Raw genomic sequence first — 25,288 nt, 5'->3', positions numbered from 1 at the left:
AGTCACCACGACGCCGCAGGTCACGGCGCCGGGCGCAGAGTCTGGCGTGATCCCCGGGTCTTGCCGCAAGTCCCCCGGTGCGTTATATGTTGACCATGGCGGGAGGGTCTCCCGCCCGTCGTCAGTCGCAGGTGGGCGTCGTCGGCAGGTCGGCGAAGCGGGCCTGCAGGAACGCCAGCGCGCGGGCCTGCCCGTCGGGGTACCCGCCGAGGTGACCGGGGACGGGCGACGGCCGGAACTCGACGTCGGCGCCGTGGGCGCACCAGCGCTCGGCGAGCTCCCTGCCCTGGTCGAACGGCACGATGTCGTCGGCGACGCTGTGCACGATCAGCACCGGCGCCCCGGGTGTGCGACGCCCGATCAGCTGCTCGTCGACCCGGCTCGCGAAGGGCTCCTCGTCGAGGAACGCCGAGATCGGGCGTCCGTCGACGGACAGCGTCTCCGAGCGCAGCCCCGGGTAGCGCAGCGCGGAGTCCTGGGTGCACTGCTCGCGCAGCTCGGCGACCACCTGCCGGCCGCGGTCGTCGAGCAGGTCCTGCACCCCGAGGTCGGGGTAGGCGGCGTCGAACCCGGAGACGGCGTAGCCGAGCAGCGCGACGTACGGGCCGCCGTCGAGGGCGCGGCCGGTGGCGCGCAGGTCGGCGGGGGGCGCCCCCGCGTAGGCGCCGACGAGGTTCAGCTCGGGGGCGTACTCCGGGGCCAGCTCGACCGCCGCGGCCGACGCGCCACCGCCCTGGGAGTAGCCGTAGAGCGCGGTCGGGGCGTCCTCCGGCACGCCGACGCCGGCCCGCTGGGCGGCGCGCGCCACGTCGAGCAGGGCGTGCGCCTGCGCGGCCCGGTTGACGTAGGTGTGCTCGCCGGGCGTGCCCAGGCCCTCGTAGTCGGTGACGGCCACGGTGTAGCCGCTGGTCAGCAGCGCGCCGATCGCCGGGGCCTCGTACTCGGTGCCGGCCTGCAGCTGCCGCGACGGCGCGCAGCGGTCGGCGAGCCCCTGGGTCCCCGCGGCGAAGCCGACGACCCGGGTCGGCCCGGGCGCGGGGACGAGCGGGGTGAGGACGATCCCGCTCACCGTGACCGGGCGGTCGTCGGTGTCGAGGCTGCGGTAGAGGAGGCGGGTCGCCGTCGCGGCGGGCACCGTCGGGGTGAGGACCCGCTCCGCGGACACGACGTCACCCGGCGCACCGTCGGCCCCCGGTCCTTCCGGCGAGGCCAGTGCCTGCGGCACAGCGACCACCGCTGCGACCACCGCCACCACCCCCGCCACGACCGTCGCACGCAGTCTCGTCCTCATGCCCGTCCCCCTCCGCAGATGATCTCCACTGGGCTGAACGAGCACGTGCCCGCCGGGGAACGGCCGGCACCGCGAGCGGATGCCGCGACACGGGCGCGCCGACCACCGGTTCGCGACGCTCGACGATCTCAGTGGTGCGGGGGGTCGGGGAGTCCGACGGTGACCGCGGTGCCGTAGGCCGTCACCTCGCTCAGGCATGCGGGAGGCGGGCGTCCCGGCGACCCTGCGCCGCCACCCCGACCTCGTGCACGGTGTCGCGACTCGCTCGGGATCGGGGTGCGGCTCCGGCAGGCCGTCGCCGAGGCGGCGGGCGCGCTGCGGACCGCGTTCGCGCTGCTCGGCGCGACCTGAGCCGGCCCGCACATGCGCCCGGCGCGTCACCGGGCCCGAGGTACGGGCGCCGGTGACGCGCCGGTGGCGCGGTGCGTCGCTCAGCTGCGGCGCTCGTCGCGGGGCAGGGCGTGCTGCGGGTCGTCGACCTCGATGCGCTCCTTGCGCACGGTGTCGGAGACCTTCTCGTCCTCGGTGACGGTGCGGGTGCCGAGGCGCACCTTCTCGACGGCCTCGGTGGTCTTGTCGACGACCGGGCGCTCGCGGTGCAGGGTCACCTCGTGCTCGGCCTCGCCCATGGCGCCCGGGCGGGCCGTCGCCTCGGTGCCGTCGATCGGCTCGCGCTCGAGGCGGACCTCCTCGTGCGACACCGGGACGGTGACGGTCTGGTCCTCGGTCACGACGTACTTGCGCAGCGCGACGCGGCCGGTCTCCTCGGTCTCGGTGCCGACGCGCAGGTTCTCCTCGTGGCGGACCATCGCGTCGTCGCCGGTGCGGTCGGTGCGGTCGGTGCGGTCGCGGTCGGTGCGCTCACCGGTGGCGTGGCGGGCGTCGGTGCGGCCGTTGCCGTTACCGTGCCCGATGCCGTAGTGGCGGTAGAGCTCGTCCTCCTCCGACCCGGTCAGGCGCTCGTCGGAGCGGCCCACGTGCGGGCAGTCCTTGACTGCCTTCTTCTCCACCCCAGCGCGACGTCGCGGTCGTGCACGTCGGCGTTCTGCAGCGGCACGAAGCTCTCCTTGGTACCGAACAGCCCGGTGTTGACCGTGGCCCAGGTCGGGTCACCGCTGCGCTCGTCCAGGTAGATCTGGCCGATCTTGCCGACCTTCTCGCCGTGGTTGTCGACGACCTGACGACCGATGAGCTCCCGGGTCATGTCCTCCGTGATCATGCTGCTGTCCTCCGTGGCTCGGTGCGAATGCTGTCGAACACCGGTGGGGTCGACCCGGAACCGCCCCGGCATGCGGCGGACGCCCCGTTCCCCGTCGTCCGTGTGACCGTCGTCATCCACCCGCCCCACGGGATCGCTTGTGCGACAACGCTGGGTGTAGCGCGTTCCCGTCGCGGGCGACCCCGGACGGCATGTTTGGGACGGTCTGTTCTGGACTTGACCTCGGACGTTCCCGACGACGGGGACGGATCATCCCGCCGCCGGGTCCCCGGAACCGGCGTGGAATCGTGGTGACGTGCTCGCCGGGACCGCACTGCTCCCGCTCGGGTCGGCCGTCACCGTCACCGCCGTCGCGGGCACGGCCGCGCTCACCCTCGTACTGCTCGTGCGCGGCTGGTCCCGCCGGCGGCCCGCGGTGCGGGCGGCCGCGCTGCCGGCCGTGGTCGCGCTCGTCGTGCTCGCCCTCGCGGTGGGGACGAACGCCTGGTTCGGCTTCTACCCGACGCCCGCCTCGCTGGCCGCCGGGCCGGACCGCGGCGGGCTGCCCGCGCCACCCGCCCCGCCGGTCACCGGTCCCGGCAGGGACACCGTGCTGACCGTCGACGGCGTCGACGTGCCCGCGCACCTGCCGCCCGGCTACGACGAGCACCTCGCCCACCCCGTCCTGGTGTGGACCGGGTCCGGGGACGGATCGGCCGCGGTCGACGCCGCGGTCACCGCGGGCCGGATGCCGGCCGTGGTGGTGCTGTGGACCGACCGGGTGCCGGTGTCCCGGCTGCGCGTCGCCGCCGTCGCGGCCGGCTCGCCGGTGCTGCGGACCGACCGGGCCGCGTGGGCCCTCGCCGGTCCGCCCGAGGGCCCCGGGTGCCCGCTGGGCCGGGCGCTCGCCGAGCGCGCCGACGTCGCGACGGCGGCCGGGCCGCCCGGCGGCGACGGCTGCCCCGCCCCTCCGTCCGGTTCGCCCGATCCGTTGGACCTGGTCGTCGTGCGCACCGCGGCGACGCAGGATGACCCGGTGCCGGGCGCGCCACCGCCGGGCCCGGCGCTAGCGTCGGGGTCGGTGACCGCGGCGCCCGGGACACCGGCGGCCGACGTCGTCGCCGCGGAGCTGGACGCGCTCGGCGCGCGGCTGCCGGGTCCGGTGGCCCGCTCGGGCGTCGCCGGTGGTCCGCCACCGGCGACGGGATCGACAGGAGGAACGCGTGACGGGCTCTGAGGGCTCCGGCCCGCCCGGGACCGCCGGGGACGAGCACCGGGACGAGCACGGGGACGTCCGCACGCGCGGAGCGGCCCCGGCGCCGGACCCGGAGGCCCGCAGACGACGGTTGTCCGAGGCCGCCGTCGTCCGCGCCGTGGTGTGGGCGGCCCGGATCGTCGGTGCGCTGACCGTCGTCGCGGCGGTGCTGCCCGCGCCCCGCCGGGTCATCGGCAGCGAGCTGCGCAGCACCCTGGGCCTGCCCGCGGGGCTGGGGCTGGCGTCGCTGGTCGTGACCGCGCTCGCCGGGGTCGGTCTGCTGCTGCTGGCCACCGGGCTGCGCCGGCGCAAGCAGCGCGCCTGGTGGGTGGCGACAGCGACGACGACGTTCCTCGTCGTGGTCAACCTGCTGCACGTGCTGGACCAGCGGCGCGGCATCGGGCCCGCGGTGCTGGTCGTCGCGCTGCTGGCGGCGCTGATCGCGACGCGCCGCTACTTCGTCGCCCGGCAGGACCCGGGAGGGCTCGGCCGGTCGGTCCGGTCGCTGCTGCAGTTCGGGCTGTCCGGCTTCCTCATCGTCTGGGTGCTGCTCGCGCTCAACCCGCGCCGGCTCGTCGGCGACCCGTCGATCGCCGCGCAGGCCGCGCACGCGGCGCTGTCGCTGATCGGGGTGATCGGACCGGTCGAGTTCCAGCAGCGCGCCGTGTGGCTCGACGACCTGACCTCGGCGATCGGGCTGACCTTCGGGGTGGTCGCGCTCGTCGTCGCCGGGTACCACCTCCTGCGCTCGCCGGAGCCGCGCCCGTCGCTCGACCCCGACGACGAGCAGCGCCTGCGCGCCCTGCTCGACCAGCGCGACGGCGACTCGCTGGGCTACTTCGCCCTGCGCCGGGACAAGGCCGCGGTGTTCGCCCACGGCGGCAAGTCCGCGGTGTCCTACCGGGTGCTCGCCGGGGTCGCACTGGCCTCGGGCGACCCCGTCGGCGACGTCGGCGCCTGGCCCGGCGCGATCGAGGCCTTCCTCGGCATCTGCACCCGCTACGGCTGGTCGCCCGCGGTGCTGGGCTGCTCCGAGCGCGGCGCGACCGCCTGGTCCAAGGCCGGTCTCGACGCCCTCGAGCTCGGCGACGAGGCGGTACTGGAGACGGCGTCGTTCAGCCTGGACGGACGCCCCATGCGCGGGGTCCGCCAGACCGTCAACCGGATGCAGCGCAGCGGGCACACCGTCGAGGTGACGCGGCTGCGGGACCTCGACGAGACCGCACGGATGCGGGTCGCCGAGCGCGCGCACCGCTGGCGCGGCGCCGAGGACGAGCGCGGATTCTCGATGGCGTCCTCGCGGGTCGCGGACCCCTCCGACCCGGACGCGGTGATCGTCACCGCGCTCCGGGACGGCGAGCCGTCCGGGATGCTGCAGCTGGTCCCCTGGGGCCGCGACGGTCTCTCGCTGGACCTCATGGTCCGCGACGCCGACGCCGACAACGGCGTCAACGAGCTGATGATCGCCGAGCTGATGGCGGCCGCGAAGGACCATGGTGTGAAGCGGGTGTCGCTGAACTTCGCGATGTTCCGCTCCGCCCTGGAGCGCGGCGAGCGGATCGGCGCCGGACCGGTCGCCCGCGGCTGGGCCCGGGTACTGCGGATCGCGTCGCGTTGGTGGCAGATCGACTCGCTCTACCGGTTCAACGCGAAGTTCCGCCCGAGCTGGTACCCGCGCTACGTGCTGTTCCCCGCCGTCCGCGACCTGCCGCGGGTGCTGTTCGTCGTACTCGAGGCCGAGGGCTTCGGCGGCCGCCCGCCGGCGCTGCTGCGGCTGCTGCGCCGGTGAGCCGGGTCCGCGCGGGGGCGGCGCCGTGATCCACGCCTCTGAGCTGCGCCTCGACGTCGTCGCCGCGGTGGTCGTGCCGACGGTGGCGGCGGTGCTGCTGCTCGCCCTCACCGGTGGGGTGTGGCACCGGCTGCGCCGGGTGGCCCGGACGCTGCTCGTGGCCGTCTCGGCCGTGGCCGTGCTCGCGGCCGCCGGGGCCGGGGCGAACCTGCTCGGCGGCTTCTTCCCCACCGTCGGCTCGCTGATCGGGTCCTCTCCCGACCCCGGCGAGGGCTCGGTCGCCGACATCGGCCCGGACGGTGCGGGCCTCGACGCGGCGATGCCGCTGGTCGCCGCCCGCTCGGCGCAGGGGCTGGGCTCCACGCTGCACATGACCCTGCACGGGGCCGTGTCCGGCATCGACCGCGACGCCGACGTCTACCTCCCGCCCGGCTACACCGAGCACCCGCGGGCCCGCTTCCCGGTCGTCGAGTGGCTGCCCGGGTTCCCCGGAGAGCCCCGCGAGGTGGCCGCGCTGTTCACGGTGCCCGACGTGCTCGACGCCGCGATCGCGGCGCACCGCATCCCGCCGGTCGTGCTGGTGGTCCCCGACATCAACGGCGAACCCCGGTTCGGCCACGACCAGGAGTGCGTCGACGCCCAGCACGGCGCGGCCGACGACACCTACCTGACCACCGACCTCGTCGACTGGACGACCCGGCACCTGCGGGTGCGGCCCGACCGCGGCGCCTGGGCGCTGGCCGGCTGGTCCTCGGGCGGCTACTGCGCGATGAACCTGGCGCTGCGCCACCCGCGCACCTACGCGCTCGCGGTCAGCCAGAGCGGCTACGACCGCACCCCCGACGACGTCGTCACTGGGGATCTGTTCGCCGGGCGGCCCGACCTCGCCGCGGCCAACGACGTCGTCGCGCTGCTGGGCGAGCGGCCCGCGCCCCTGGCGATGCTGGTCACCGCGGGCTCCGACGAGCCCGAGGAGCGGGCCGCCGCGGACCGGATCCGCGCGGCCGCCGCGCCACCGGTGACCGTCGACACCCGGCTCTACCCGGGTGGCGGACACAACCAGAACGCCGTCCGCGCGCAGCTGCCGGACCTGGTGGACTGGCTGGGTGCGCACCTGCTGGGGCCGCTGGTCCCGCCCGCGACGCCGGCGGGTGTCACGATCGACGACGGGCCCGGTGTGCCGCAGCGCGTGCTGCCGGTGCCCGACCCCTAGGAAGGAGACACACGTGGTCTGGGAGGGAGTCGGCACCCTGCTGCTCGTCGGCGGGCTGCTCGCCGGGGTGGTGTGGATCGTGATCGCGGCCGGCGTCGGGGAGATCCCGAAGGTGCTGCACGGCCTGGCGCTGTGGCTGCTGGTGCCGCTGGCGTGGCTGGGCTCGCTCGGGGTCGTGCTGGCCGGCGGGTCGGTCGGGGCGGGCTGGGCGGTGCTGCTCGGGCTGCTCGTCGCCACCGGGGTCGCCTGCGCGGCGGCGCGGATGCTGGCGGGTCGGCGGAGCTGAGCACCCACCGGTCAGAATGACGGCGTGGACTTCCGCTCCGTCTACCGCCACCACTTCCTGCGCACCGCCGCGGCGACCCTGCACACCATGATGGCCGACCCGGCCGCGAACGTCGCCGCCGTGCTGGAGACCGCCCGGACCTGCGCCGACGACGGCGTCGGGCTGGTGGTGTTCCCCGAGCTGACGCTCTCGGGCTACTCCATCGAGGACGTCCTGATGCAGGACACGCTGCTGGAGACCGTCGAGACCGGACTGCTCTCCCTCGTCGAGGCGACCGCGGACCTGCTGCCGGTCCTCGTGGTCGGGGCACCGCTGCGGTACCGCCACCGCCTCTACAACTGCGCGATCGTGATCCACCGGGGCCGGATCCTGGGCGTCGCCCCGAAGTCCTACCTGCCGACCTACCGCGAGTTCTACGAGCGTCGCCAGACCGCCCCCGGGGACGACGTCCGCGGCGCCTCGATCCGGCTCGGCGCCACCGACGTCCCCTTCGGTACGGACCTGCTCTTCGCCGCCGAGGACCTGCCCGGCTTCGTGCTCCACGCCGAGGTCTGCGAGGACTACTGGGTGCCGATCCCGCCGTCGGCGGAGGCGGCGCTGGCCGGGGCGACGGTGCTGGCGAACCTGTCCGGCTCACCGATCACGGTCGGCCGGGCCGACACCCGGCACCTGCTGTCGCGCTCGGCGTCGGCGCGCTGCCTGGCCGCCTACGTCTACGCCGCCGCGGGTGAGGGCGAGTCGACCACGGACGTCTCGTGGGACGGCCAGACCATGATCTACGAGAACGGTGTGCTGCTCGCGGAGTCCGAGCGCTTCCCGCAGGGCGCGCGGCACGCGGTCGCCGACGTCGACCTGGACCTGATCGCCGGCGAGCGCCGCCGCCAGGGCACCTTCGACGACAACCGCCGCACCCACGCCGCCCGCACCGACGCCTTCCGCACGGTGGCGTTCCGGCTCGACCCGCCCGGCCACGACATCGGCCTGCGCCGCACCGTGGAGCGTTTCCCGTTCGTGCCCGCCGACCCGGCGCGGCTGGAGCAGGACTGCTTCGAGGCCTACTCGATCCAGGTCGCCGGGCTGGAGCAGCGACTGCGGGCGATCGGCCAGCCGAAGGTCGTGATCGGCGTGTCCGGCGGGCTCGACTCCACCCACGCCCTGATCGTCGCGGCGCGGGCGATGGACCGGCTCGGCCGCCCGCGCACCGACATCCTCGCCTTCACCATGCCCGGCTTCGCCACCTCCGACCACACCCGCAACAACGCCGTCGCGCTGTCCGAAGCCCTCGGCGTCACCTTCGCCACGATCGACATCACCGGCACCGCGCGGACGATGCTGGCGGAGATCGACCACCCCTTCGGCCGGGGCGAGCCCGTCTACGACGTCACCTTCGAGAACGTCCAGGCCGGGCTGCGCACCGACTACCTGTTCCGGCTGGCGAACCAGCGCGGCGGGATCGTGCTCGGCACCGGGGACCTGTCGGAGATCGCGCTCGGCTGGTCCACCTACGGCGTCGGCGACCAGATGTCGCACTACAACGTCAACGGCGGCGTCCCGAAGACGCTGATGCAGCACCTCATCCGCTGGGTGGTCTCCTCCGAGCAGTTCCCGCCCGGGGTGTCGGCGGTGCTGCGCTCGGTGCTCGACACCGAGATCACCCCGGAGCTGGTGCCCTCGGACGGGACGACCGAGGTGCAGTCCAGCCAGGCCACCGTCGGTCCGTACGCGCTGCAGGACTTCACGCTCTGGTACACGCTGCGGCACGGCTTCCGGCCGTCGAAGATCGCGTTCCTGGCCGGGCACGCCTGGTCCGAGTCCGCCGCGGGCCGGTGGCCGCCCGGGTTCCCCGACGACGAGCGGCCCGCCTACTCCCCCGCCGAGATCCGGCGCTGGCTGCAGGTCTTCGCGCGGCGGTTCTTCCAGTTCGCGCAGTTCAAGCGCTCCGCACTGCCGAACGGGCCGAAGGTGTCCGCGGGCGGCGCGCTGTCGCCCCGCGGGGACTGGCGGGCACCCTCGGACCTGTCGGCGACGATCTGGCTGGACGAGATCGAGCGGGAGGTCCCGGCCGGCTGAGGGCGGTTCGGCCGGTGGGCGCTCAGCCGGTCGCGCTCGGCGTCCCGACCGCACCGGGGCGCGGACGCCGCAGTGCGCAGGGTCCGGACGGGGGTGGCCCACTGGTCCGGACGGCGGCGACGACGGGTGATCCGATCACACGTCCGGCGCAGCAGTGGTGCGTGTCGTCGTGTCGTCGGCACCGGTCGCCGATCGGCGACACGGTTCACCGAGCGGGCGGGCCCGCCCTGTGTCGACGGGGCGGCGTCACACCGGGCGGCCGAACCCCCCGAGGGCCCCGGCGCGATCCCGGACACCCCTCGCGAGCAGCGGGAACACCGGGTCCTCAGTGGACCGGCGGACGCCCCCGGCGGGCCCCCCGCCCCGCCGGGGGCGGGTGAACCCGACCACTACTGTCGCCCGCATTCGACCTGGAGGTGAGTCGTGGCACTCGCGAACATCCTGTCCGAGATGCCGGATCTGCTGGAGCGGACCCTGGCGGAACACACCCCCGATGCGCAGGGCTGCTGCCGTGAGTGCCGGGACGCGACGGGGGTCAGTGCCACCTGGCCCTGCGTGACCCGGGAGCTGGCCGAGCAGGCCCGCTCGATGTCGTCGGACCCCGGCACGGCGGGTGAGCGGGCCGGCGAGGGCACCGTCGCCGGGCGCCGCCGGGCCCGCGACCTTTCGGTCCCGGGCGGCAACGGGCGGCACCGCTCGCTGTAGACCTCTCCCGGCGGCCCCGGACCCGCGGGTCCGGGGCGCCGTGCGTCTCAGGACAGCCGCGCGGGCGCGTCCGGGCGGTGCGTCTCGCGGATGAACAGGATCGCGACCAGCGAGATCACCGCGACGACCACCATGTACGCCGCAACCGCCATCGACGTGCCGTAGCCCTGCTGGAGCGCGGCCGCGATCAGCGGAGCGAACCCGCCGCCCAGCACGGCCCCGACGGCGTAGGAGAACGAGGCGCCGCTGTAGCGGAACCGGGACTCGAACATCTCCGCGAACAGCGCGGACTGCGGGCCGTAGGACAGGCCCAGCCCCACCGTGAGGACCACGACCGCGGCCACCATCGCGGCGAACCCCGCGGTGTCGAGCAGCAGGAAGAACGGCACCGGCCACACCACGAGCAGCACCGAACCCACCAGGTAGGCGCGCTTGCGGCCGACCCGGTCGGACCAGACCGCGCCGGCGACGATGCTGACCAACCAGCTCAGCGAGCCGACGATCACGACGACGATCATGGTGTTCCGCGGGACCTCGAGCACCTGGGTGCCGTAGGAGAGCAGGTAGGCCAGGAAGATGTAGCCGATCGCGTTGTTCGCGACGAAGCTGACCGAAGCCAGCACCAGCTCGCGTGGGCGGTGCCGGAACACCTCCAGGATCGGGGCGCGGCTGCGGCCGCGGCTCTGCCGCAGCATCGCGAACACCGGGCTCTCCTCGACCCGCAGCCGGATCACGAGCCCGACGACGACCAGCAGGATCGACAGCAGGAACGGGATCCGCCAGCCCCACGCGGCGAACTGCTCGGGGGTGGTCAGGTTGGACACGACGAGGAAGACCAGCTGGGCCAGGATCAGCCCGGCGGGCACCCCGATCTGCGGGAACGAGCCGTAGCGCCCGCGCCTGCCGGGCGGGGCGTGCTCGACCGCCATCAGCGCGGCGCCGCCCCACTCACCACCCGCCGAGAGGCCCTGCAGCAGGCGCAGCACGACGAGCAGCACCGGCGCGGCGACGCCGATCTGGCCGTAGGTGGGCAGCAGCCCGACGCCGACGGTGGCCACCCCCATGAGCAGCAGCGAGAGGACCAGCATCTTCTTGCGGCCGAGGCGGTCGCCGAAGTGCCCCCACACGATGCCCCCGAGCGGACGCGCCACCAGGCCGACCCCGAGGGTCGCGAACGCGGCCAGGGTGCCCGAGGCCGCGGACATCGTGGTGAAGAACTGGCTGTTGAACACCAGGGCCGCGGCCGTGGCGTAGATGAAGAAGTCGTACCACTCGATCGTCGTGCCGATCGCGCTCGTCGCGGCGACCCGGCGCACCTGCGCGGGCGCGGAGCCGGTCGTGTCGGCGGCACTCGTCGGGCCCGCGCCGGGCCCGGCCTGCTGCTCGGTCATGCGTCCTCCCTGACCCGGGACGGCGGTGTCCCGGACCGCGCCACCTTTGCACCGAACGTCCGGTCGGGTAAAGACGTCCGGGGTGGCCGGTCCGCGCCACTCGTCGCACGGCCGGGTGCGGTCGTCGCCACGAACCCTCCGCCGAGATCGGACATCGCGGGACATTCGCTACCGTCCGGTCACTGAACACGCGGTCCGGTACCCCCCGACGGGCCGGGATCCCCCGATCCCGACGCTCCCCCGCAGCCCGGCCGGTCCGCGTGCCGGAGGAGAGACCGTCGTGCCCCGACACCGACATCGGGCGCAGGCCGGGCCGCGGCCCGGCCTGCGCAACGTCGCCACCGCGGCCGCCGTCGCGAGCGGCACGCTCGCCTTCGTCACGCCCGTGACCGGGCTCGGCTTCGGGCCGGCCGAGGCCGACCTGCGCCTGGCCGCACAGGACGTGTCCGAGGGCGACCTCGGTACCCCGTTCGCCGAGGCCGCGGCCGCCGCGGACGCTCCCCGCTCCGCGCCCGTGTTCGGCGCCGAGATCGTCCGCGACGCGGGCCTGCTCGACCCCGCCGCGGACGCGAGCCTCGCCGCGGCCCGCAAGGCCCAGGGCCTGGCGCAGGAGGCCGCCGAGCAGGCCAGGGCCGCCGCCGAGCTCGCCGCCCGCGGGCTGAACGACCCGTCGTGCGGACTCGACCTCGACGACCTGGGCCGGGTGAAGGCCTGGGTGTCCGACGCCGCGGAGTTCCTCGGCTGCGCCTACGGCGAGACCGACCTGATCGGCGTCGCGAACCGGGCGAACGCCTCCGACCACCCGACCGGGCACGCCCTGGACATCATGGTGCGCGGGCAGAAGGGCGACCGCATCGCCGACTGCGCACTGGCCAACGCCGACGAGCTCGGCGTGACGTACGTGATCTGGGAGCAGCGCATGAACGACGGCTCCGGGTGGTCGACGATGGAGGACCGCGGCGGCGACACCGCGAACCACTACGACCACGTGCACATCTCGTTCGACAAGCGCGCCGGGTCCGGCGACCCGGACCTCGGCCGCTGCGCCTGATCGGATTCCGCACCCGCTCCAGGCCCACCGTCTGCGCACTCATGGAGCTTTGGTCCGGCGCCACCGGACCAAAGCTCCATGAGTGCCGCTCGCAGATCAGACGCCGATCTTCGCCGGGCGTCCGTCCTCCAGGTGCCGGATCGCGGCGACGGCCGGCCGCGGCTGCGCTGCGCCGCCGTCGGGCCAGTGCGACGCGGGCTTCTCCGGGGAGGCGTCGTCGACGTCGCCCGGGTGCTGCACCGAGACCAGCACGAAGTTCTCGGTGACGACCGGCCCGCAGCACTCCGAGCCGACCGGGACGCTGGCGAACAGCCGGGTCGAGCCGCGCCGCGGCCCCTCCAGCACGACGCCGTAGAGGCCGTCGTTGATCTCCAGTGCCTGGCTGGAGTCGGTCGAGACCCACAGGTTGCCGTAGGGGTCGAACGCCACGTTGTCCGGCGAGGTGATCGGGCTGACCTGGGACTTGTCGAACCCGCCGAAGTAGGTCGACGGGTCGTCGGGGTTCCCGCAGACCAGCAGGATGTTCCAGGCGAACGTCGTCGCCGCCGGGTCGTCGCGCGTCTCGGTCAGCTCGATGACGTGGCCGTGCTGGTTGGCGTTGCGCGGGTTCGCCTCGTCCGGACCGGCCTTGGCGCCCGCCTTGCCGCGGTCGGAGTTGTTGGTGCAGGCGATGTAGACCTTCCCGGTGCGCGGGTTGGGCTCCACGTCCTCCGGGCGGTCCATCTTCGTCGCGCCGACCTTGTCCGCGGCGAGCCGGGTGAAGACGAAGACGTCGGCGACGCTCATGCCGTCCACGTAGGACTTCGTGGTCGACGCCAGCGGCGTCCACCGCCCGGAGCCGTCGAAGCGGCCGTCGCGCGGCAGCGCCCCGGTGCCGGTGATCTCCGCGGCCGGGCTGTCCCCGGTGAACGTCGCGACGTAGAGCGTGCCCGACGACAGCAGGGTGGCGTTGTGCTCGCGGGCGGCCCGACTGTGGCCGCGGCGCATCCGCTTGTCCGACACGAACTTGTAGACGTAGTCGAACCGCTCGTCGTCGCCCATGTAGACGACGGGGCGCCCGTCACGGGTGAGCGCGACGGTGGCGCCCTCGTGCTTGAAGCGGCCGAGCGCGGTGTGCTTGACCGGCTTCGAGCGCGGGTCGTGCGGGTCGATCTCGACGATGTAGCCGAACCGGTTGGCCTCGTTGGGCTCCTGTGCGAGGTCCCACCGCGGGTCGACGCGCTCCCACCTGCGCTCCGAGGCACCCTCTCCGAGGCCGTAGCGCTTCGCGCGCTCGTCGGTGACCGGGCCGGAGGCGAAGTAGCCGTCGAAGTTCTCCTCGCCGGACAGGAAGGTGCCCCACGGGGTGGTACCGCCGGCGCAGTTGCCGATCATGCCCTTCACGCTGCGCCCGGTCGGGTCGGCCTTCGTGCGCAGCACCTCGGCACCGGCGGCCGGGCCGTCGAGCACCGTCTCGGTGTCGGCGGTGATCCGCCGGTTGAGCTTCCCGTCGCGGTCGTAGCGCAGCTCACCGGTGCGCAGGTCGCGGGTCACCTCGACGACGCCGCCGCCGTGCGCGGCCATGCCGATCCGGATCTGCTCGGGGGTGGGGGCGTCCTCGTCGTAGCCGCGGAACATCAGCGGCTCGAGCGTGTACTCGTGGTTGGAGAACATGACGTAGCGGCGGCCGGGGCCGTCGATCGGCAGGATCCCGCAGAAGTCGTTGTTGTAGCCGAACTGACGGGCCTGCGCCGCGGCGGTCTGGTTCTCGAAGTCGAACTCCGGCGCGTCCGGGAACATCGGGTCGCCCCAGCGGATCACGACGTTGCTCGCGTAGTCGACCGGCACGCGGATCGCGTCGTCGAGGTTCGGCGCGACCGTCTCGTACTGCAGCCCGCGCGGGAGCCGGGCCTGCGCCGGCGCGGCCACGTCGGCACCGAGCGGATGGGCCGGCGCGGCCGGGGCGGGCTCGGCCGCGCCTGCGGTGCCGGCCAGGGCCACACCGGCCCCGGCGCCCAGGCCGAGCACCGCGCCGGCGCGGAGCATCCCGCGCCGGTCGAGCACGGCCTGCATGACGTCACCGAAGTAGGCGTTCGACGACGGGTTGGGCTCGGGCCGGGAGCAGGCGTCGCCGCACCGGTAGCGGCAGGTGAGGCCCTGACGTCCGTGCCGCACGCGGTCGAGGAGCGGGAGGGCACGGCGGGGGCCGGCCTGGGGGGCGTCGCCGGGGCAGCTGTGGGCCACGGTCGTCCTCCTGGAGTCGTGGTGGGATGACGCGGTCCGGTCCGGTCCGTTCGGAACCGTCCGTTTCCTCCGCATCCCAACACCCCCGTTCTCCCGTGGGGTGAGGAGAAGGTGGCCGCCGGGTGAACGCATCCCCGGAAGGGGTGGTGTCGACCACGCGACGCGACCGGCGCGGTCACCCGATGGGTGACCGCGCCGGTCGTGTCGTGCGGTGGAGCAAGGGCACGGACCGGGGCGGGCGAGTACCTCGCCCCGGCCCGGCGGGATCAGACGATGCCCTGGCGGGCGGCGGTGTAGACGATCTCGGTGCGGCGACGCACCTCGAGCTTGTCGCGCAGGTTCCGCACGTGGAACTTCACGGTGGCCTCCGAGATCCGGAGCCGGGTCCCGATCTCGCGGTTGGACAGGCCGACGGCCAGCAGCCGCAGCACCTGGTTCTCGCGGCCGGTCAGCAGCGAGGTCTTGCAGAGGTCCGGCGCGGGCGACGGCGCCGGGTCGGTGTCGCGCAGCACCTGCAGCGGGCCGGCGCTCGCGGTGCCCGGGTCGAAGACGCCCTCGCCGCGCAGGACCGTGCGCAGCGCCCGCACGATCTCGGTGGTGTCGGCGCCCTTGCGCAGGTAGCCGTGCACACCCAGGCGCACGGTGCGCATCATCGAGTCGCGGTCGCGGCAGCCCGTCAGCACGAGGATCTTCACCCCGCGGCAGCGCTCCAGCAGCGCGCGCACCAGGTCGAGACCGGGCCGCTCGTCGCGGGCGAACTCGATGTCGACGATGATCGCGTCGGGGCGGGCCCGCTCCGCGGCCATCAGGGCGTCGCGCGGGGAGGCGGCCTCGCCGGCCGGGGCCAGGTCGGGCTCGGCGGTCAGCAGGGCGCGCAGCCCGTGCCGGACGACCGGCTCGGAGTCGACGACGAGTACCCGGGCCGCGCGGCGGATCACATCCGCGCCGTCGGCCCCACGGCCGGCACGCAGATCGGTGGCCTCACGAACGGCTTCGAGCGTCATCGCTGTCCTCCGGTGGATCTGTTGCGTCATCGCTGGTCCGCCACCCGGCGTCCCGATGCGGCAAACCGTAACGAGCGCCACGTTGCCCGTACGTTGCGCGCGATCGAGCGATGTCGCATCCCGGCCCGGTCGCGGGGGGTCGAGCCCCTCGGGCAGCGGTATGCTCGCGGCCCCGGGACGGACAACCGATCCCGGGCGGTCCCGCGCCGGCGCGGGACATCACGTGGGAGCGGGGCACATCGTGCCCCCGGCCGTGACGGGAGGCGACGTGAGCAGAGCCGAGGGCGGGACGTCCTCCGAGGAGATCGTCGCCGACGCACATCGCCTGCGGCGCATCTACGACGACGGGCTCGGCGCCGGTGGTTCGGCGGGCGCCCCCCGCCCCGTCGTCTCGGACTCGTGGCAGCGCAGCCTGGCAGCGCACGTCGACCCGGAGGGCAGGCTCCCCCCGCTCATCTACCTCGCCGACGAGCTGAAGGAGGTCCGGACCGGCCACCCGCTGCACACGGTGATGCCGCTGCTCCGTTCCACCCTGGTGAGCATCGCCGACGAGGCGATGCACGTGATGCTCGTGACCGACGCCGACGGCACCGTCCTGTGGCGCGACGGCGCCCACGGCCTGCTGCACTCCGCCGACGACGTCGGGCTCGTCGAGGGCACCCGCTGGGCCGAGGAGACGATCGGCACCAACGCGATGGGGACGGCGCTGGCCGTCGACGAGCCGGTCCGGATCCACTCCGCCGAGCACCTCGTCCGGGCCTACCACGACTGGACCTGCGTCGCGGCCCCCGTGCACGACCCCGACACCGGCGACACCATCGGCGCGATCGACATCTCCGGGCCGCTGCACACCGTGCACCCCGCGCTGGTGCAGCTGGTGACGGCGACCGCCCACCTCGCGGAGAACCAGCTGCGGGTGCGGCTGGCGATCGCGGACGAGCGGCTGCGGGTCAGGAACATGCCGCACCTCGCGGCGCTGCGCGGCTCCGAGGGCGCCCTGTTGTCCGCGAGCGGCCGGGTCATCGCCAGCGAGCCCTACGGACTGTTCCCCGAGCGGATCCGGCTCGACGACGGCGTCGACCGGGTGCAGCTCGGCGACGGCCGGGAGATGGCCGTCGAGAAGCTCGCCGAGGGCTACCTGCTGGTGCCGCCGTCGCGACGGCGCGGGCGCGTCGTCCCGACGGTGCCGACCGCGGCGCCCCGCCCGCTGGAGCTGCGCTTCACCGGCGGGGGCGGTCCGCGCGTCACCCTCGACGGCGAGGAGTTCGCGGCCACCCTGCGCCCGGCGGAGATCCTCACCGCGCTGGCGCTACACCCCGACGGGCTCTCCGGCGAGCAGCTGACCCTGATGCTCTACGGCGAGGACGGCAACCCGACCACCGTCCGCGGCGAGATCCACCGGCTGCGGTCGTCGCTGGGCGCGGAGCTGCTGCTCACCCGCCCCTACCGGCTGGCGGCCGGGCCCGAGGCCGACTTCCTGCGGGTCCGCGCGGCGCTGCGCGACGGCCGGGTGTCCGACGCGCTCGACTCCTGCCACGGCGAGCTGCTGCCCCGCTCCAACGCGCCCGCCGTGCGCGAGCTGCGCGACGAGCTCGTGGTCGGGCTGCGCCACGCCGTGCTCGCCTCGGACGACGTCGCGCTCCTGCACCGCTTCGTCGTACACCCGCTGGGCACCGACGACCTGGAGGCGCACGAGCTGCTGCTGGACCTGCTCGACCGGGACGACCCGCGCCGCGCCGCCGTCGCCGCACGGGCCGAGCACCTGCGGGACTGACCGCCGGGCCGGACCGGCGTGGCCGGCTCGCGTCGCGGGTGCTGATCCGCGCGGCGGGTCGGACTCAGGTCTGTGCGGCCAGCGGGCTGTCCGGCTCCGGCTCCAGCTCCCCCGCGCGCCACAGGGCCGCGTAGCGACCGCCCGCACGGACCAGCTCGTCGTGCGTGCCCTCCTCGGCGATCCGGCCGCCGGACAGCACCACGATCCGGTCCGCCCGCCGCGCGGTCTGCAGCCGGTGGGCGACGACGAACGCGGTCCGCCGCGACGCCACCCGCTCCCCCGCCGCCAGCACGGTGGCCTCGGTGGCCGGGTCCAGCGCCGCGGTCGCCTCGTCGAAGATCAGCACGTCCGGGTCGACCAGCTCGGCCCTCGCCAGCGCGACGAGCTGCCGCTGCCCCGCCGACAGGCCCTGCCCGCGCTCGCCGACCGGGGTGCGGAACCCCCGGGGGAGCGACCGCACCAGGCCCAGCGCCCCGACCGCGCGTGCCGCGGCCTCGATCCGCTCCGGCGGGGCGTCCGGGCGGCCGTAGGCGATGTTGGAGGCGACGTCACCGGTGAACAGGTGCGCCTCCTGCGGGACCACCCCGAGCCGCGAGCGGTACCCGGCCAGCGGGAAGCGGCGCACGTCGACGCCGTCGACGCGGACCTGGCCGTCGCCGGTGTCGTAGAACCGGGCGATCAGCTTGATCAGCGTCGACTTGCCGGCACCGGTCGCACCCACGAGCGCGACGGTCTCGCCCGCCCCGACGCGCAGTGACACGTCGTCGAGGGCGGGGGCGTCCACCCCCGGGTAGCGGAACGTCACGTGGTCCAGCTCGACCTCACCCCGCAGCCGCGACGGCACCGACGCCGGCCGCTCGGGCTCGTCGGGGACCGAGGTGGGCGTACGCAGCAGCTCCGAGATCCGGTTCAGACCGACCCGGGCCTGCTGATAGCCGTCGAAGACCTGCGACAGCTGCTGCACCGGGCCGAAGAACAGGGTGAGGTACAGCAGGAACGCCGTGAGTACGCCCGGGGTGATGTCACCGCCGACGATGCGGGTCCCGCCGACGAACAGCACGACCGCCGTGGCGATGTCGGACAGGAACGCCACGAACGGGAAGTAGGTGGCGATGTAGCGCTGCGCGCGCAGCCGCGACCGGCGGTAGGCGTCGGAGCGCTCGCCGAAGCGGTCGTAGCTCAGCTCCTCGCGGACGTAGGCCTGCGCGATGCGCACCCCGGACACGTTCTCCTGCAGGTCGGAGTTGACCACGCTGACCCGCTCGCGGGCCTCGGCGTAGGCGCGGGAGGAGAACCGGCGGAACACCACGGTGCCGACCGCGAGCAGCGGCAGCAGCCAGCCCAGCGCGTACAGCGCGAGCTGCGGGTCGGTGAGCACCAGCGCGGTCGCGACCCCGCCGATCGTCAGGAGGCTGACGACGGCCTGCGCCAGCCCGGTCTGCAGGAACGTGGACAGCGCGTCCACGTCGGTGGTCATCCGGGTCATGATCCGGCCGGACAGCTCGCGCTCGTAGAAGTCGAGGCCGAGCCGCTGCAGATGTGCGTAGCTGCGCAGCCGCAGCAGGTAGAGCAGGCTCTCCCCGGCCCGGGCGGTGACCAGCGTCTGGAACCCGACGACCACCGCGTCCAGCACGACGATCAGCAGCCCGGCCAGCGCCGCCAGCAGCAGGACCCGCGTGGCGCCGTCGGTGATGCCGTCGTCGACGGCGATCCGGGCGATGCTGGGCAGGGCCAGGGTCGCCAGCGCGTCCGCGGTCATCAGCGCGACGCCGAGCACCAGCAGCCGGCGCACGGGGCGCAGCAGCGAGGACAGCCGGAACGCGGGATCGGGGGCGGTGGGGTCGTCGTCGCCGCGCAACCGGGGGGTCTCGGTCGCCGGGGGCAGCTTCGCGACGGACTCGAGCAGCTCGGGGGTCGCGCTGACGCCGCCCGCCCAGCCGGCCGCGCCGCCTCCGCCGTCGCGGGTCAGGGCCCGGTCCGGGTCCTCCTCGATCCTGACCCGCGGCCAGAGCTCCGGGGTGACCGCCGTGCCCGCCGATGCACCGACGAGGACGCCGGTGCGGTTGCCGGTGCCGGTGCCGGACCCGGCCGCGGCGCGGTCGGGCAGGTCGTCGCCGGGTGCGGGTACCGACCCGCGGGTGTCCACACCCGGAAGCCCCTCGCCGACGGCGGGTACGGCCCCGCGGGGGCCGCCGGAGCCGTCGTCCGCGGGCCCGCGTGTACCGCCGCCCAGCTCGTCGGCGGGGCCGGTGGCGAGCAGCTCCCGGAACAGCGCGCACCGGCCGCGCAGCTCGTCCTCGGTGCCGGTGTCGACGACCCGGCCCTTGTCCAGCACCGCGATCCGGTCGGCCAGCGCCAGGGTGGAACGCCGGTGCGCGACCAGCAGCGTGGTCCGCTCGGCCGTCAGCTCGTGCAGGGTCTCGTGGATCGCGGCCTCGGTGGCGGTGTCGACCGCGGAGGTCGCGTCGTCGAGCACCAGCACCCGCGGCCGGGTCAGCATCGCCCGGGCCAGCGCGATCCGCTGCCGCTGGCCACCGGACAGGGTCAGGCCGCGCTCGCCGACCTCGGTGTCGTAGCCGTCGGGCAGGTCCTCGACGAACGACGCGACCTGCGCGGCCTCGGCGGCGGCGCGGATCTCGTCCTCGCCGGCGTCGGGGCGGCCGTAGGCGATGTTGTTGCGGATGGTGTCGGAGAACAGGAACGCCTCCTCGAACACCACCCCCAGCTCGGCGCGCAGGTCGTGCAGCCGCAGGTCGCGCAGGTCCACCCCGCCGATCGCGAGGCGCCCGGCCTGCGGGTCGTAGAAGCGGGGCAGCAGCAGCGCCACCGTCGACTTGCCCGAGCCGGGTGGGCCGACCAGGGCGAGGGTCTCGCCGGGTTCGACCCGCAGGGAGAGGCCGTCCAGGACCGGGTCGGGGGCGGCGTCGCCGTCCGGGCCGGAGCCCGCGGGCTCGTAGCCGAACCGGACGTCGTCCAGCTCGACGGTCAGCGGACCCTCGGGCAGCACGGCCGGACGCTCCGGGTCGACGATCCCCGGTGCGGCGTCGACGATCTCGAAGACACGCTCGGCCCCGGCCCGGGTCAGCTGCGCGGTGACCACGAGCGCGCCGATCAGCCGGGCGGGCCCGACGAGCATCCCGACGTAGGTGGTGAACGCCAGGAACGTGCCGAGGTCGATCGTGCCGCGGGCGGCCATCCACCCACCGACGCCGATCACCGCGACCTGCCCCAGCCCGGGCAGCGCCAGCAGCATCGGGTTGAGCCGCGCGGTCAGCCCGGCGGCCCGCAGCCGCTCGCCGTAGAGCCGGCGGGCCCGGCCCTCCAGCGTCGCGGTCTCGCGGGTCTCCTGTCCGAAGCCCTTCACCACGCGCACGCCGGTGACGGTCTCCTCGACCTGCTGGGCGATCTCGGCGGCCCGCTGCTGCGCGGACCACGTGGCCGGGAACAGCCTGCGCCGGATGCTGTTGGTGGCCAGGAACGCCAGCGGAAGCATGACCAGCGCGACCACGGTGAGCAGCGGCGACAGGTAGAGCATCGCGACGATCGCGACGACCACGAGCACGACGGTGCCCGCCGTCAGCGGCACCATCGACAGGAAGCCCTGCACCAGCTGCAGGTCGGAGATGGCCCGCGAGGCGACCTGGCCGGTGCGCAGCCGGTCCTGGCGGACGCCGTCCATGCGCTGCACCGCGGCGAACACCGCGCGCCGAAGGTCGTGCTGCACGTTCAGCGCCATCGTGCCGCCGAGGTAGCGGCGCACGAACGCCCCGACGAACTTCAGCACGCCCAGCACGAGGAGCCCGCCGACGACGGGCGCGAGCACGCCGGTGTCCCCGCCGATCGCGCCGTTCACGCCCTCGCGGATCAGCAGCGGACCGATCGCCTCCAGCCCGACGCCGAGCATCGACGCGACGAGCGCGCCGACCGTGACGCGGCGGTGCCGCATGCAGGCCGTGGCCAGTCTGCGGATCCAGCCGGGGCGTGCGGAGGGGTGGGGAGAGGGCACGTCGCCAGGCTATGCCCGCCCCCCGACAACCGGCCCGGCGACGCCGCCCGGCACGGGCCGCCGGGTACCCGCCGTCGACGGTGGCCCCTCCCCCGCACCGCCCACCTCGCACGGGTTCCGGCGACGTCGCAGACCGTGCGGAGGCTGCGAGGTGGAGCGAACCCGTGCGAGGTGGGCCGGGCTGCCGGCCGCCGCCCCGGACCCGCCGCTCCACCCGTCGATCAGTACATGAGCACTGCCAGGACGTGGGTGGACGACGCTCAGGTACTGATCGACGACGCCTGCAGCGGTGCTCCCCGCGGGAGGCGGGCGCAGGACCGGCGTCCCGTACGCACGGCGGCTCCGGAGCGTGCGGCGCCGGACCGAGCGGTGTCGGACCGAGGGGCGTCGGACCCGCGGCCCGTCGGCTCGTCTCAGGTGATGTCCCGCCGCGCCCCGACGACGGCGGCCAGCGCGATCCCCGCGGCCGTCCAGACCGCCAGGACCAGCAGCCCGACCCAGCCGGGCGGCGGGGCGCTGACCCCGGCGAGGAACTCCAGGACGAACTGCGCCTGCGCGCCCAGCCCGGCCGAGCTCACCACCGGCTCCCAGATCGCGAGGTCACCGGCGTTGCCGGGCAGGAACGGAGTGAGCCGGGCGAACACCGACGGGTCGCCGAGCGAGGACCCGTCGCCCGCACGCAGCGCCCCGGCGATCAGGTTCTCCCCGATCAGCAGGTAGCCGACGGTGAGCGCGATCGCCCCGGCCTGGTTGGTCACCAGGGTCCCGACGGCGACGCCGAGCACCCCCCACAGCGCGCACACCAGGACACCGACCGCGCCCAGCCCGGCGAGCCGGCCCACGTCGGGCAGCTGCTGGCCGCCGAGCGCGGCGCCGCCGAGCAGCGGGCCGACCACGACCAGGAACAGCGCGTACATCCCGGCGACGACGGCCGCGATCAGCGCCTTGGCCGCGAGCACCTGGCCGCGGGACCCGGTCAGGTAGGCCAGCGTGACCGTGCGGTGCCGGAAGTCGCCGGTGCCCAGCAGCGTCCCGAAGGCGGCGCCGACGATCGCGGTCATGGTCAGCGCCGACGCCAGCCCGGCGAGCATCAGGATCGACGACGTGTCGGTGGCCTGCGGCACGAGCAGCTGCAGGATGCTGCCGAGCAGGCTCTGGGCCAGCGCGAGCAGCAGCACCGGCAGGAACAGCAGCCACCACACCCGGGTGGACAGGGTCTTGCGGACCTCGGCGGTCAGGACCGCGCGGAAGCGGTCGAGGCTCACGGTCGCCATCAGCGCTGCTCCTCACCGGCGAGCAGGCGCAGGAACATCTGTTCCAGCCCGGCCCGCTCCTCGCTCATCCCGTACACGGCGACGCCCGCGGCGAGTGCCAGGTCCCCGACGCGGACCGCGTCGGCCCCGCCGACGGCCAGCACGCCGTCGTCGACGCGGTCGATCTCGGTGATCCCGTCCGTGGCGAGCGCCTCGGCCAGCCGGGCCGGGTCCGCGGCGCGCACGAGCACCCGCGAGCCGTGGCCGGCGCGCAGCTCGGCGACGGTGCCGTCGAAGCGGCAGGCACCGCGGTCGATGACGACCAGCCGCTGCGCGGTCAGCTCCATCTCGGCCAGCTGGTGGGAGGAGACGAGCACGCTGCGCCCGGACGCGGCGAAGGCCTGCAGGAACGAGCGCAGCCAGGCGATGCCGTCGGGGTCCAGGCCGTTGCCCGGCTCGTCGAGCACGAGGATGCGCGGGTCGCCGAGCAGCGCCACGGCCAGCGCCAGGCGCTGGTTCATGCCGAGCGAGAACCCGCCCGCCGAGCGGTCCGCGGCGGCGGCCAGGCCCACCAGGGTGAGCACCTCGTCGACCCGGGAGTCGGGGACGCCGATCGCGGCGGCCGCGGCGCGCAGGTGCGCGCGGGCGGTGCGCCGCGGGTGCACGCCCTGCACCTCCAGCACCGCGCCGACGACGCGGCCGGGCGAGGCCAGCGCGGAGAAGGGGACCCCGTCGACGAGGGCGCGCCCGGTGCTGGGCACGACCAGGCCGAGGATCATCCGCAGCGTCGTCGTCTTGCCCGAGCCGTTGGGACCGAGGAACCCGGTCACCGAGCCGGGCTCGACGGTGAACGACAGGTCGTGCACGGCCTCGACCGGGCCGAACCTCTTGCCGAGCCCCTCGACGACGATCCGCCCGCTCCCGGCCGCCGTCGCCGGGTCGGTGGACGCGGTCTCCTGCACTCCGGCCTCCGTCCGTCTCGCGTCGCACCCCGGGTTCGCACCGGGGCATCGCCTGCCCGGCAATCCTCGCCCAGCGCGGGGACACGACGGGAGGCGGGCCCCGCACCGATCCGGTCGGCACTGGCGCGAGCCCGACGAAACGGACTTGAATGGCGTGCGTCACACGCTCAGCGACGAGCCCCGAGGAGCCACCCCGTGATCGACCCGACCAGCACCGTGTCCTCACTGCTTCGCACGCACGCCACCGAGCGCCCGGACGACGAGGCCCTGCGCTTCGGCGACGTCCGCCGCACCTGGTCCGAGCTGGACGTCCGGGTGCGCAGGCTCGCGGCGGCCCTGCGCGCGGAGGGCATCGGCCCGGGTGACCGGGTCGCGGTGCTGGACCTCAACCACCCGTCGTGCCTGGAGCTGTCGCTGGCGTGCGCGTGGATCGGCGCGGCGAACGCGGTCGTGAACTTCCGGCTCGCCCCGCCGGAGATCGTCTACGTGATCGGCGACGCCCGGGCGCGGCTGCTGCTGGTCGGCCCGGAGTTCGCCGGGGCGGTCGGGCAGATGCGGGACGAGCTCGGCGCGGTGGAGCGGGTGCTGCACGTGGGTGGGGAGGCCGGGAGGAGCGCAGGCGGAACGGGTATCGGCACCGACGAGTACGAGGCGTTCCTCGCCGCGCACGAGCCGGACACCGACCCCTACGACGCCGGCCCCGGCGACTGCTTCGTGCAGCTCTACACCTCGGGCACCACCGGGTTCCCGAAGGGCGCGATGCTCACCCACGGCGCGATGCTGGCGCACGCCGCGCACGTCGCCGCGGACTTCGAGCTGACCCCGACCGACGTCGTGCAGGTCGCGATGCCGCTGTTCCACGTCGGCGGGACCAGCTACGCCTTCCTCGCGCTCGCCCAGGGCGCGCGGATCGTGATGGCCCGGATGCCCGATCCCGCGGCCCTGCTCGACATGGTCGCCGCGGAGGGCATCACGCACACGTTCTGGGCCCCCGCGCTGATGGGCGCGATGACTCAGGTCCCCGGCGCCGCGGAGCGGGACTACTCGTCGATGCGGGCGATCTCCTACGGCGCCTCGCCGATGCCGCTGCCGGTGATGCGGGCGTCGCTGGCGCTGTTCGGCCCGAAGCTGCACCAGGTCTACGGGATGACCGAGGCCTGCGGCGTGGTCAGCTCGCTGGGCCCGGAGGACCACGGGGACCCGGCCGTCGAGCACCGGCTGGTGTCGGCGGGCACACCGATCACCGGCTGCACGATCGAGGTGCGCGACCCGGCGACGGGCGAGCGGCTCGGCACGGACGAGCCCGGGGAGATCTGGGTGCGGACCGACCAGCTGATGAGCGGCTACTGGGACAAGCCGGAGGCGACGGCGGCGGCGATCACCCCGGACGGGTGGCTGCGGTCCGGCGACGGCGGCCACATCGACGCCGACGGCTACGTCTACGTCACCGACCGGATCAAGGACATGATCGTCTCGGGTGGGGAGAACGTGTACCCGGCCGAGATCGAGCGGGTGCTGGCCGAGCACCCGAGCGTCGGCGACGTCGCCGTCATCGGGGTGCCCGACGACCGCTGGGGCGAGGTCCCGAAGGCCTGCGTGGTGGCCGCACCGGGGGCCACCGTCGACCCCGAGGAGCTGCTCGTCCACGCGCGCGCCCACCTGGCGTCGTTCAAATGTCCGAAGACCGTCGACGTCCTGTCGGAGCTCCCCCGCAACCCGACCGGCAAGATCCTCAAGAAGGACCTCCGGGCACCGTTCTGGGCGGGCCGGGAGCGCAGCACCGTCTGACGTGGTGCCGGTCTCATACTGAGACACGC

18 protein-coding genes are annotated in these 25,288 nt (G+C 74.8%); 9 read left to right on the top strand and 9 right to left on the bottom strand.

The genetic code is table 11. From position 1 onward, the window contains the following. Window positions 1-121: 121 nt before the first annotated feature. From WHI96_RS20545 to WHI96_RS20535, 3 genes are all read right to left on the bottom strand, one after another. Entirely contained in the window at window positions 122-1,291 is a 1,170-nt protein-coding gene (locus WHI96_RS20545) for a lipase family protein (protein ID WP_345641897.1), read from the bottom strand. Between the two features lie 431 nt (window positions 1,292-1,722). Further along, window positions 1,723-2,268, bottom strand: a complete 546-nt coding sequence (locus WHI96_RS20540) for a YsnF/AvaK domain-containing protein (protein WP_312888800.1) — start codon at window positions 2,266-2,268, stop codon at window positions 1,723-1,725. Continuing rightward, window positions 2,244-2,510 (bottom strand): PRC-barrel domain-containing protein, encoded by a 267-nt coding sequence (locus WHI96_RS20535; protein ID WP_345641900.1) that lies wholly within the window; start codon window positions 2,508-2,510, stop codon window positions 2,244-2,246. Before WHI96_RS20535 ends, WHI96_RS20540 begins: the two co-directional genes overlap by 25 nt. 295 nt (window positions 2,511-2,805) lie before the next feature. Between WHI96_RS20535 and WHI96_RS20530 the strand changes: the two genes are divergently transcribed. The 6 genes from WHI96_RS20530 (at window position 2,806) to WHI96_RS20505 (ending at window position 9,807) form a co-directional block, all read left to right on the top strand. Further along, window positions 2,806-3,726 (top strand): hypothetical protein, encoded by a 921-nt coding sequence (locus WHI96_RS20530; protein ID WP_345641903.1) that lies wholly within the window; start codon window positions 2,806-2,808, stop codon window positions 3,724-3,726. Window positions 3,727-3,835: 109 nt separating this feature from the next. Beyond that, window positions 3,836-5,533 (top strand): phosphatidylglycerol lysyltransferase domain-containing protein, encoded by a 1,698-nt coding sequence (locus WHI96_RS20525; protein ID WP_179763042.1) that lies wholly within the window; start codon window positions 3,836-3,838, stop codon window positions 5,531-5,533. Window positions 5,534-5,558: 25 nt separating this feature from the next. Beyond that, window positions 5,559-6,746 carry an alpha/beta hydrolase gene (locus WHI96_RS20520; RefSeq protein WP_179761925.1) on the top strand — a complete coding sequence of 396 codons (1,188 nt, stop codon included), beginning with the start codon at window positions 5,559-5,561 and terminating at the stop codon, window positions 6,744-6,746. A gap of 13 nt (window positions 6,747-6,759) precedes the next feature. Further along, window positions 6,760-7,032, top strand: a complete 273-nt coding sequence (locus tag WHI96_RS20515) for a hypothetical protein (protein ID WP_073578537.1) — start codon at window positions 6,760-6,762, stop codon at window positions 7,030-7,032. 24 nt (window positions 7,033-7,056) lie between these two features. Beyond that, complete coding sequence (locus tag WHI96_RS20510) at window positions 7,057-9,102, top strand: NAD(+) synthase (RefSeq protein WP_345641908.1); 2,046 nt, start codon at window positions 7,057-7,059, stop codon at window positions 9,100-9,102. Between the two features lie 423 nt (window positions 9,103-9,525). Then, window positions 9,526-9,807 carry a hypothetical protein gene (locus tag WHI96_RS20505; protein WP_345641911.1) on the top strand — a complete coding sequence of 94 codons (282 nt, stop codon included), beginning with the start codon at window positions 9,526-9,528 and terminating at the stop codon, window positions 9,805-9,807. 47 nt (window positions 9,808-9,854) lie between these two features. Here WHI96_RS20505 and WHI96_RS20500 read toward each other — a convergent pair whose 3' ends face one another. Further along, complete coding sequence (locus WHI96_RS20500) at window positions 9,855-11,198, bottom strand: MFS transporter (protein WP_345641914.1); 1,344 nt, start codon at window positions 11,196-11,198, stop codon at window positions 9,855-9,857. 280 nt (window positions 11,199-11,478) lie between these two features. Between WHI96_RS20500 and WHI96_RS20495 the strand changes: the two genes are divergently transcribed. Further along, window positions 11,479-12,249 carry a VldE C-terminal domain-containing protein gene (locus tag WHI96_RS20495; RefSeq protein ID WP_345641918.1) on the top strand — a complete coding sequence of 257 codons (771 nt, stop codon included), beginning with the start codon at window positions 11,479-11,481 and terminating at the stop codon, window positions 12,247-12,249. 96 nt (window positions 12,250-12,345) lie between these two features. Here the strand turns inward: WHI96_RS20495 and WHI96_RS20490 are convergent, their stop codons facing one another. After that, window positions 12,346-14,472 carry a PhoX family protein gene (locus WHI96_RS20490; RefSeq protein WP_345641921.1) on the bottom strand — a complete coding sequence of 709 codons (2,127 nt, stop codon included), beginning with the start codon at window positions 14,470-14,472 and terminating at the stop codon, window positions 12,346-12,348. Between the two features lie 266 nt (window positions 14,473-14,738). Beyond that, window positions 14,739-15,476: a LuxR C-terminal-related transcriptional regulator gene (locus WHI96_RS20485; protein WP_345641924.1), complete on the bottom strand. Its 738-nt coding sequence runs from the start codon at window positions 15,474-15,476 to the stop codon at window positions 14,739-14,741. 268 nt (window positions 15,477-15,744) lie between these two features. On the opposite strand from WHI96_RS20485, the gene WHI96_RS20480 reads away from it, so the two are divergent. Continuing rightward, window positions 15,745-17,250, top strand: coding sequence for a GAF domain-containing protein (locus WHI96_RS20480; RefSeq protein ID WP_345641927.1), 1,506 nt, complete (start codon window positions 15,745-15,747; stop codon window positions 17,248-17,250). A 64-nt stretch (window positions 17,251-17,314) separates the two neighbouring features. On the opposite strand, the gene WHI96_RS20475 is transcribed toward WHI96_RS20480, so the two are convergent. The 3 genes from WHI96_RS20475 to WHI96_RS20465 all read right to left on the bottom strand — a co-directional run bounded on the left by WHI96_RS20475 (window position 17,315) and on the right by WHI96_RS20465 (window position 23,471). After that, entirely contained in the window at window positions 17,315-21,196 is a 3,882-nt protein-coding gene (locus WHI96_RS20475; protein ID WP_345641978.1) for an ABC transporter ATP-binding protein, read from the bottom strand. 473 nt (window positions 21,197-21,669) lie between these two features. Beyond that, window positions 21,670-22,530: an ABC transporter permease gene (locus tag WHI96_RS20470; RefSeq protein WP_345641930.1), complete on the bottom strand. Its 861-nt coding sequence runs from the start codon at window positions 22,528-22,530 to the stop codon at window positions 21,670-21,672. Further along, a complete protein-coding gene (locus tag WHI96_RS20465; protein WP_226367496.1) occupies window positions 22,530-23,471 on the bottom strand; it encodes an ATP-binding cassette domain-containing protein in 942 nt (313 codons plus the stop codon). Before WHI96_RS20465 ends, WHI96_RS20470 begins: the two co-directional genes overlap by 1 nt. A 195-nt stretch (window positions 23,472-23,666) precedes the next feature. On the opposite strand from WHI96_RS20465, the gene WHI96_RS20460 reads away from it, so the two are divergent. Further along, window positions 23,667-25,259 (top strand): long-chain-fatty-acid--CoA ligase, encoded by a 1,593-nt coding sequence (locus tag WHI96_RS20460; protein WP_345641934.1) that lies wholly within the window; start codon window positions 23,667-23,669, stop codon window positions 25,257-25,259. Window positions 25,260-25,288: the final 29 nt, after the last annotated feature.

This window comes from Pseudonocardia tropica (assembly GCF_040105315.1).
GTDB lineage: Bacteria > Actinomycetota > Actinomycetes > Mycobacteriales > Pseudonocardiaceae > Pseudonocardia > Pseudonocardia alni.
This window is presented reverse-complemented; position numbering and strand designations above follow the sequence as displayed.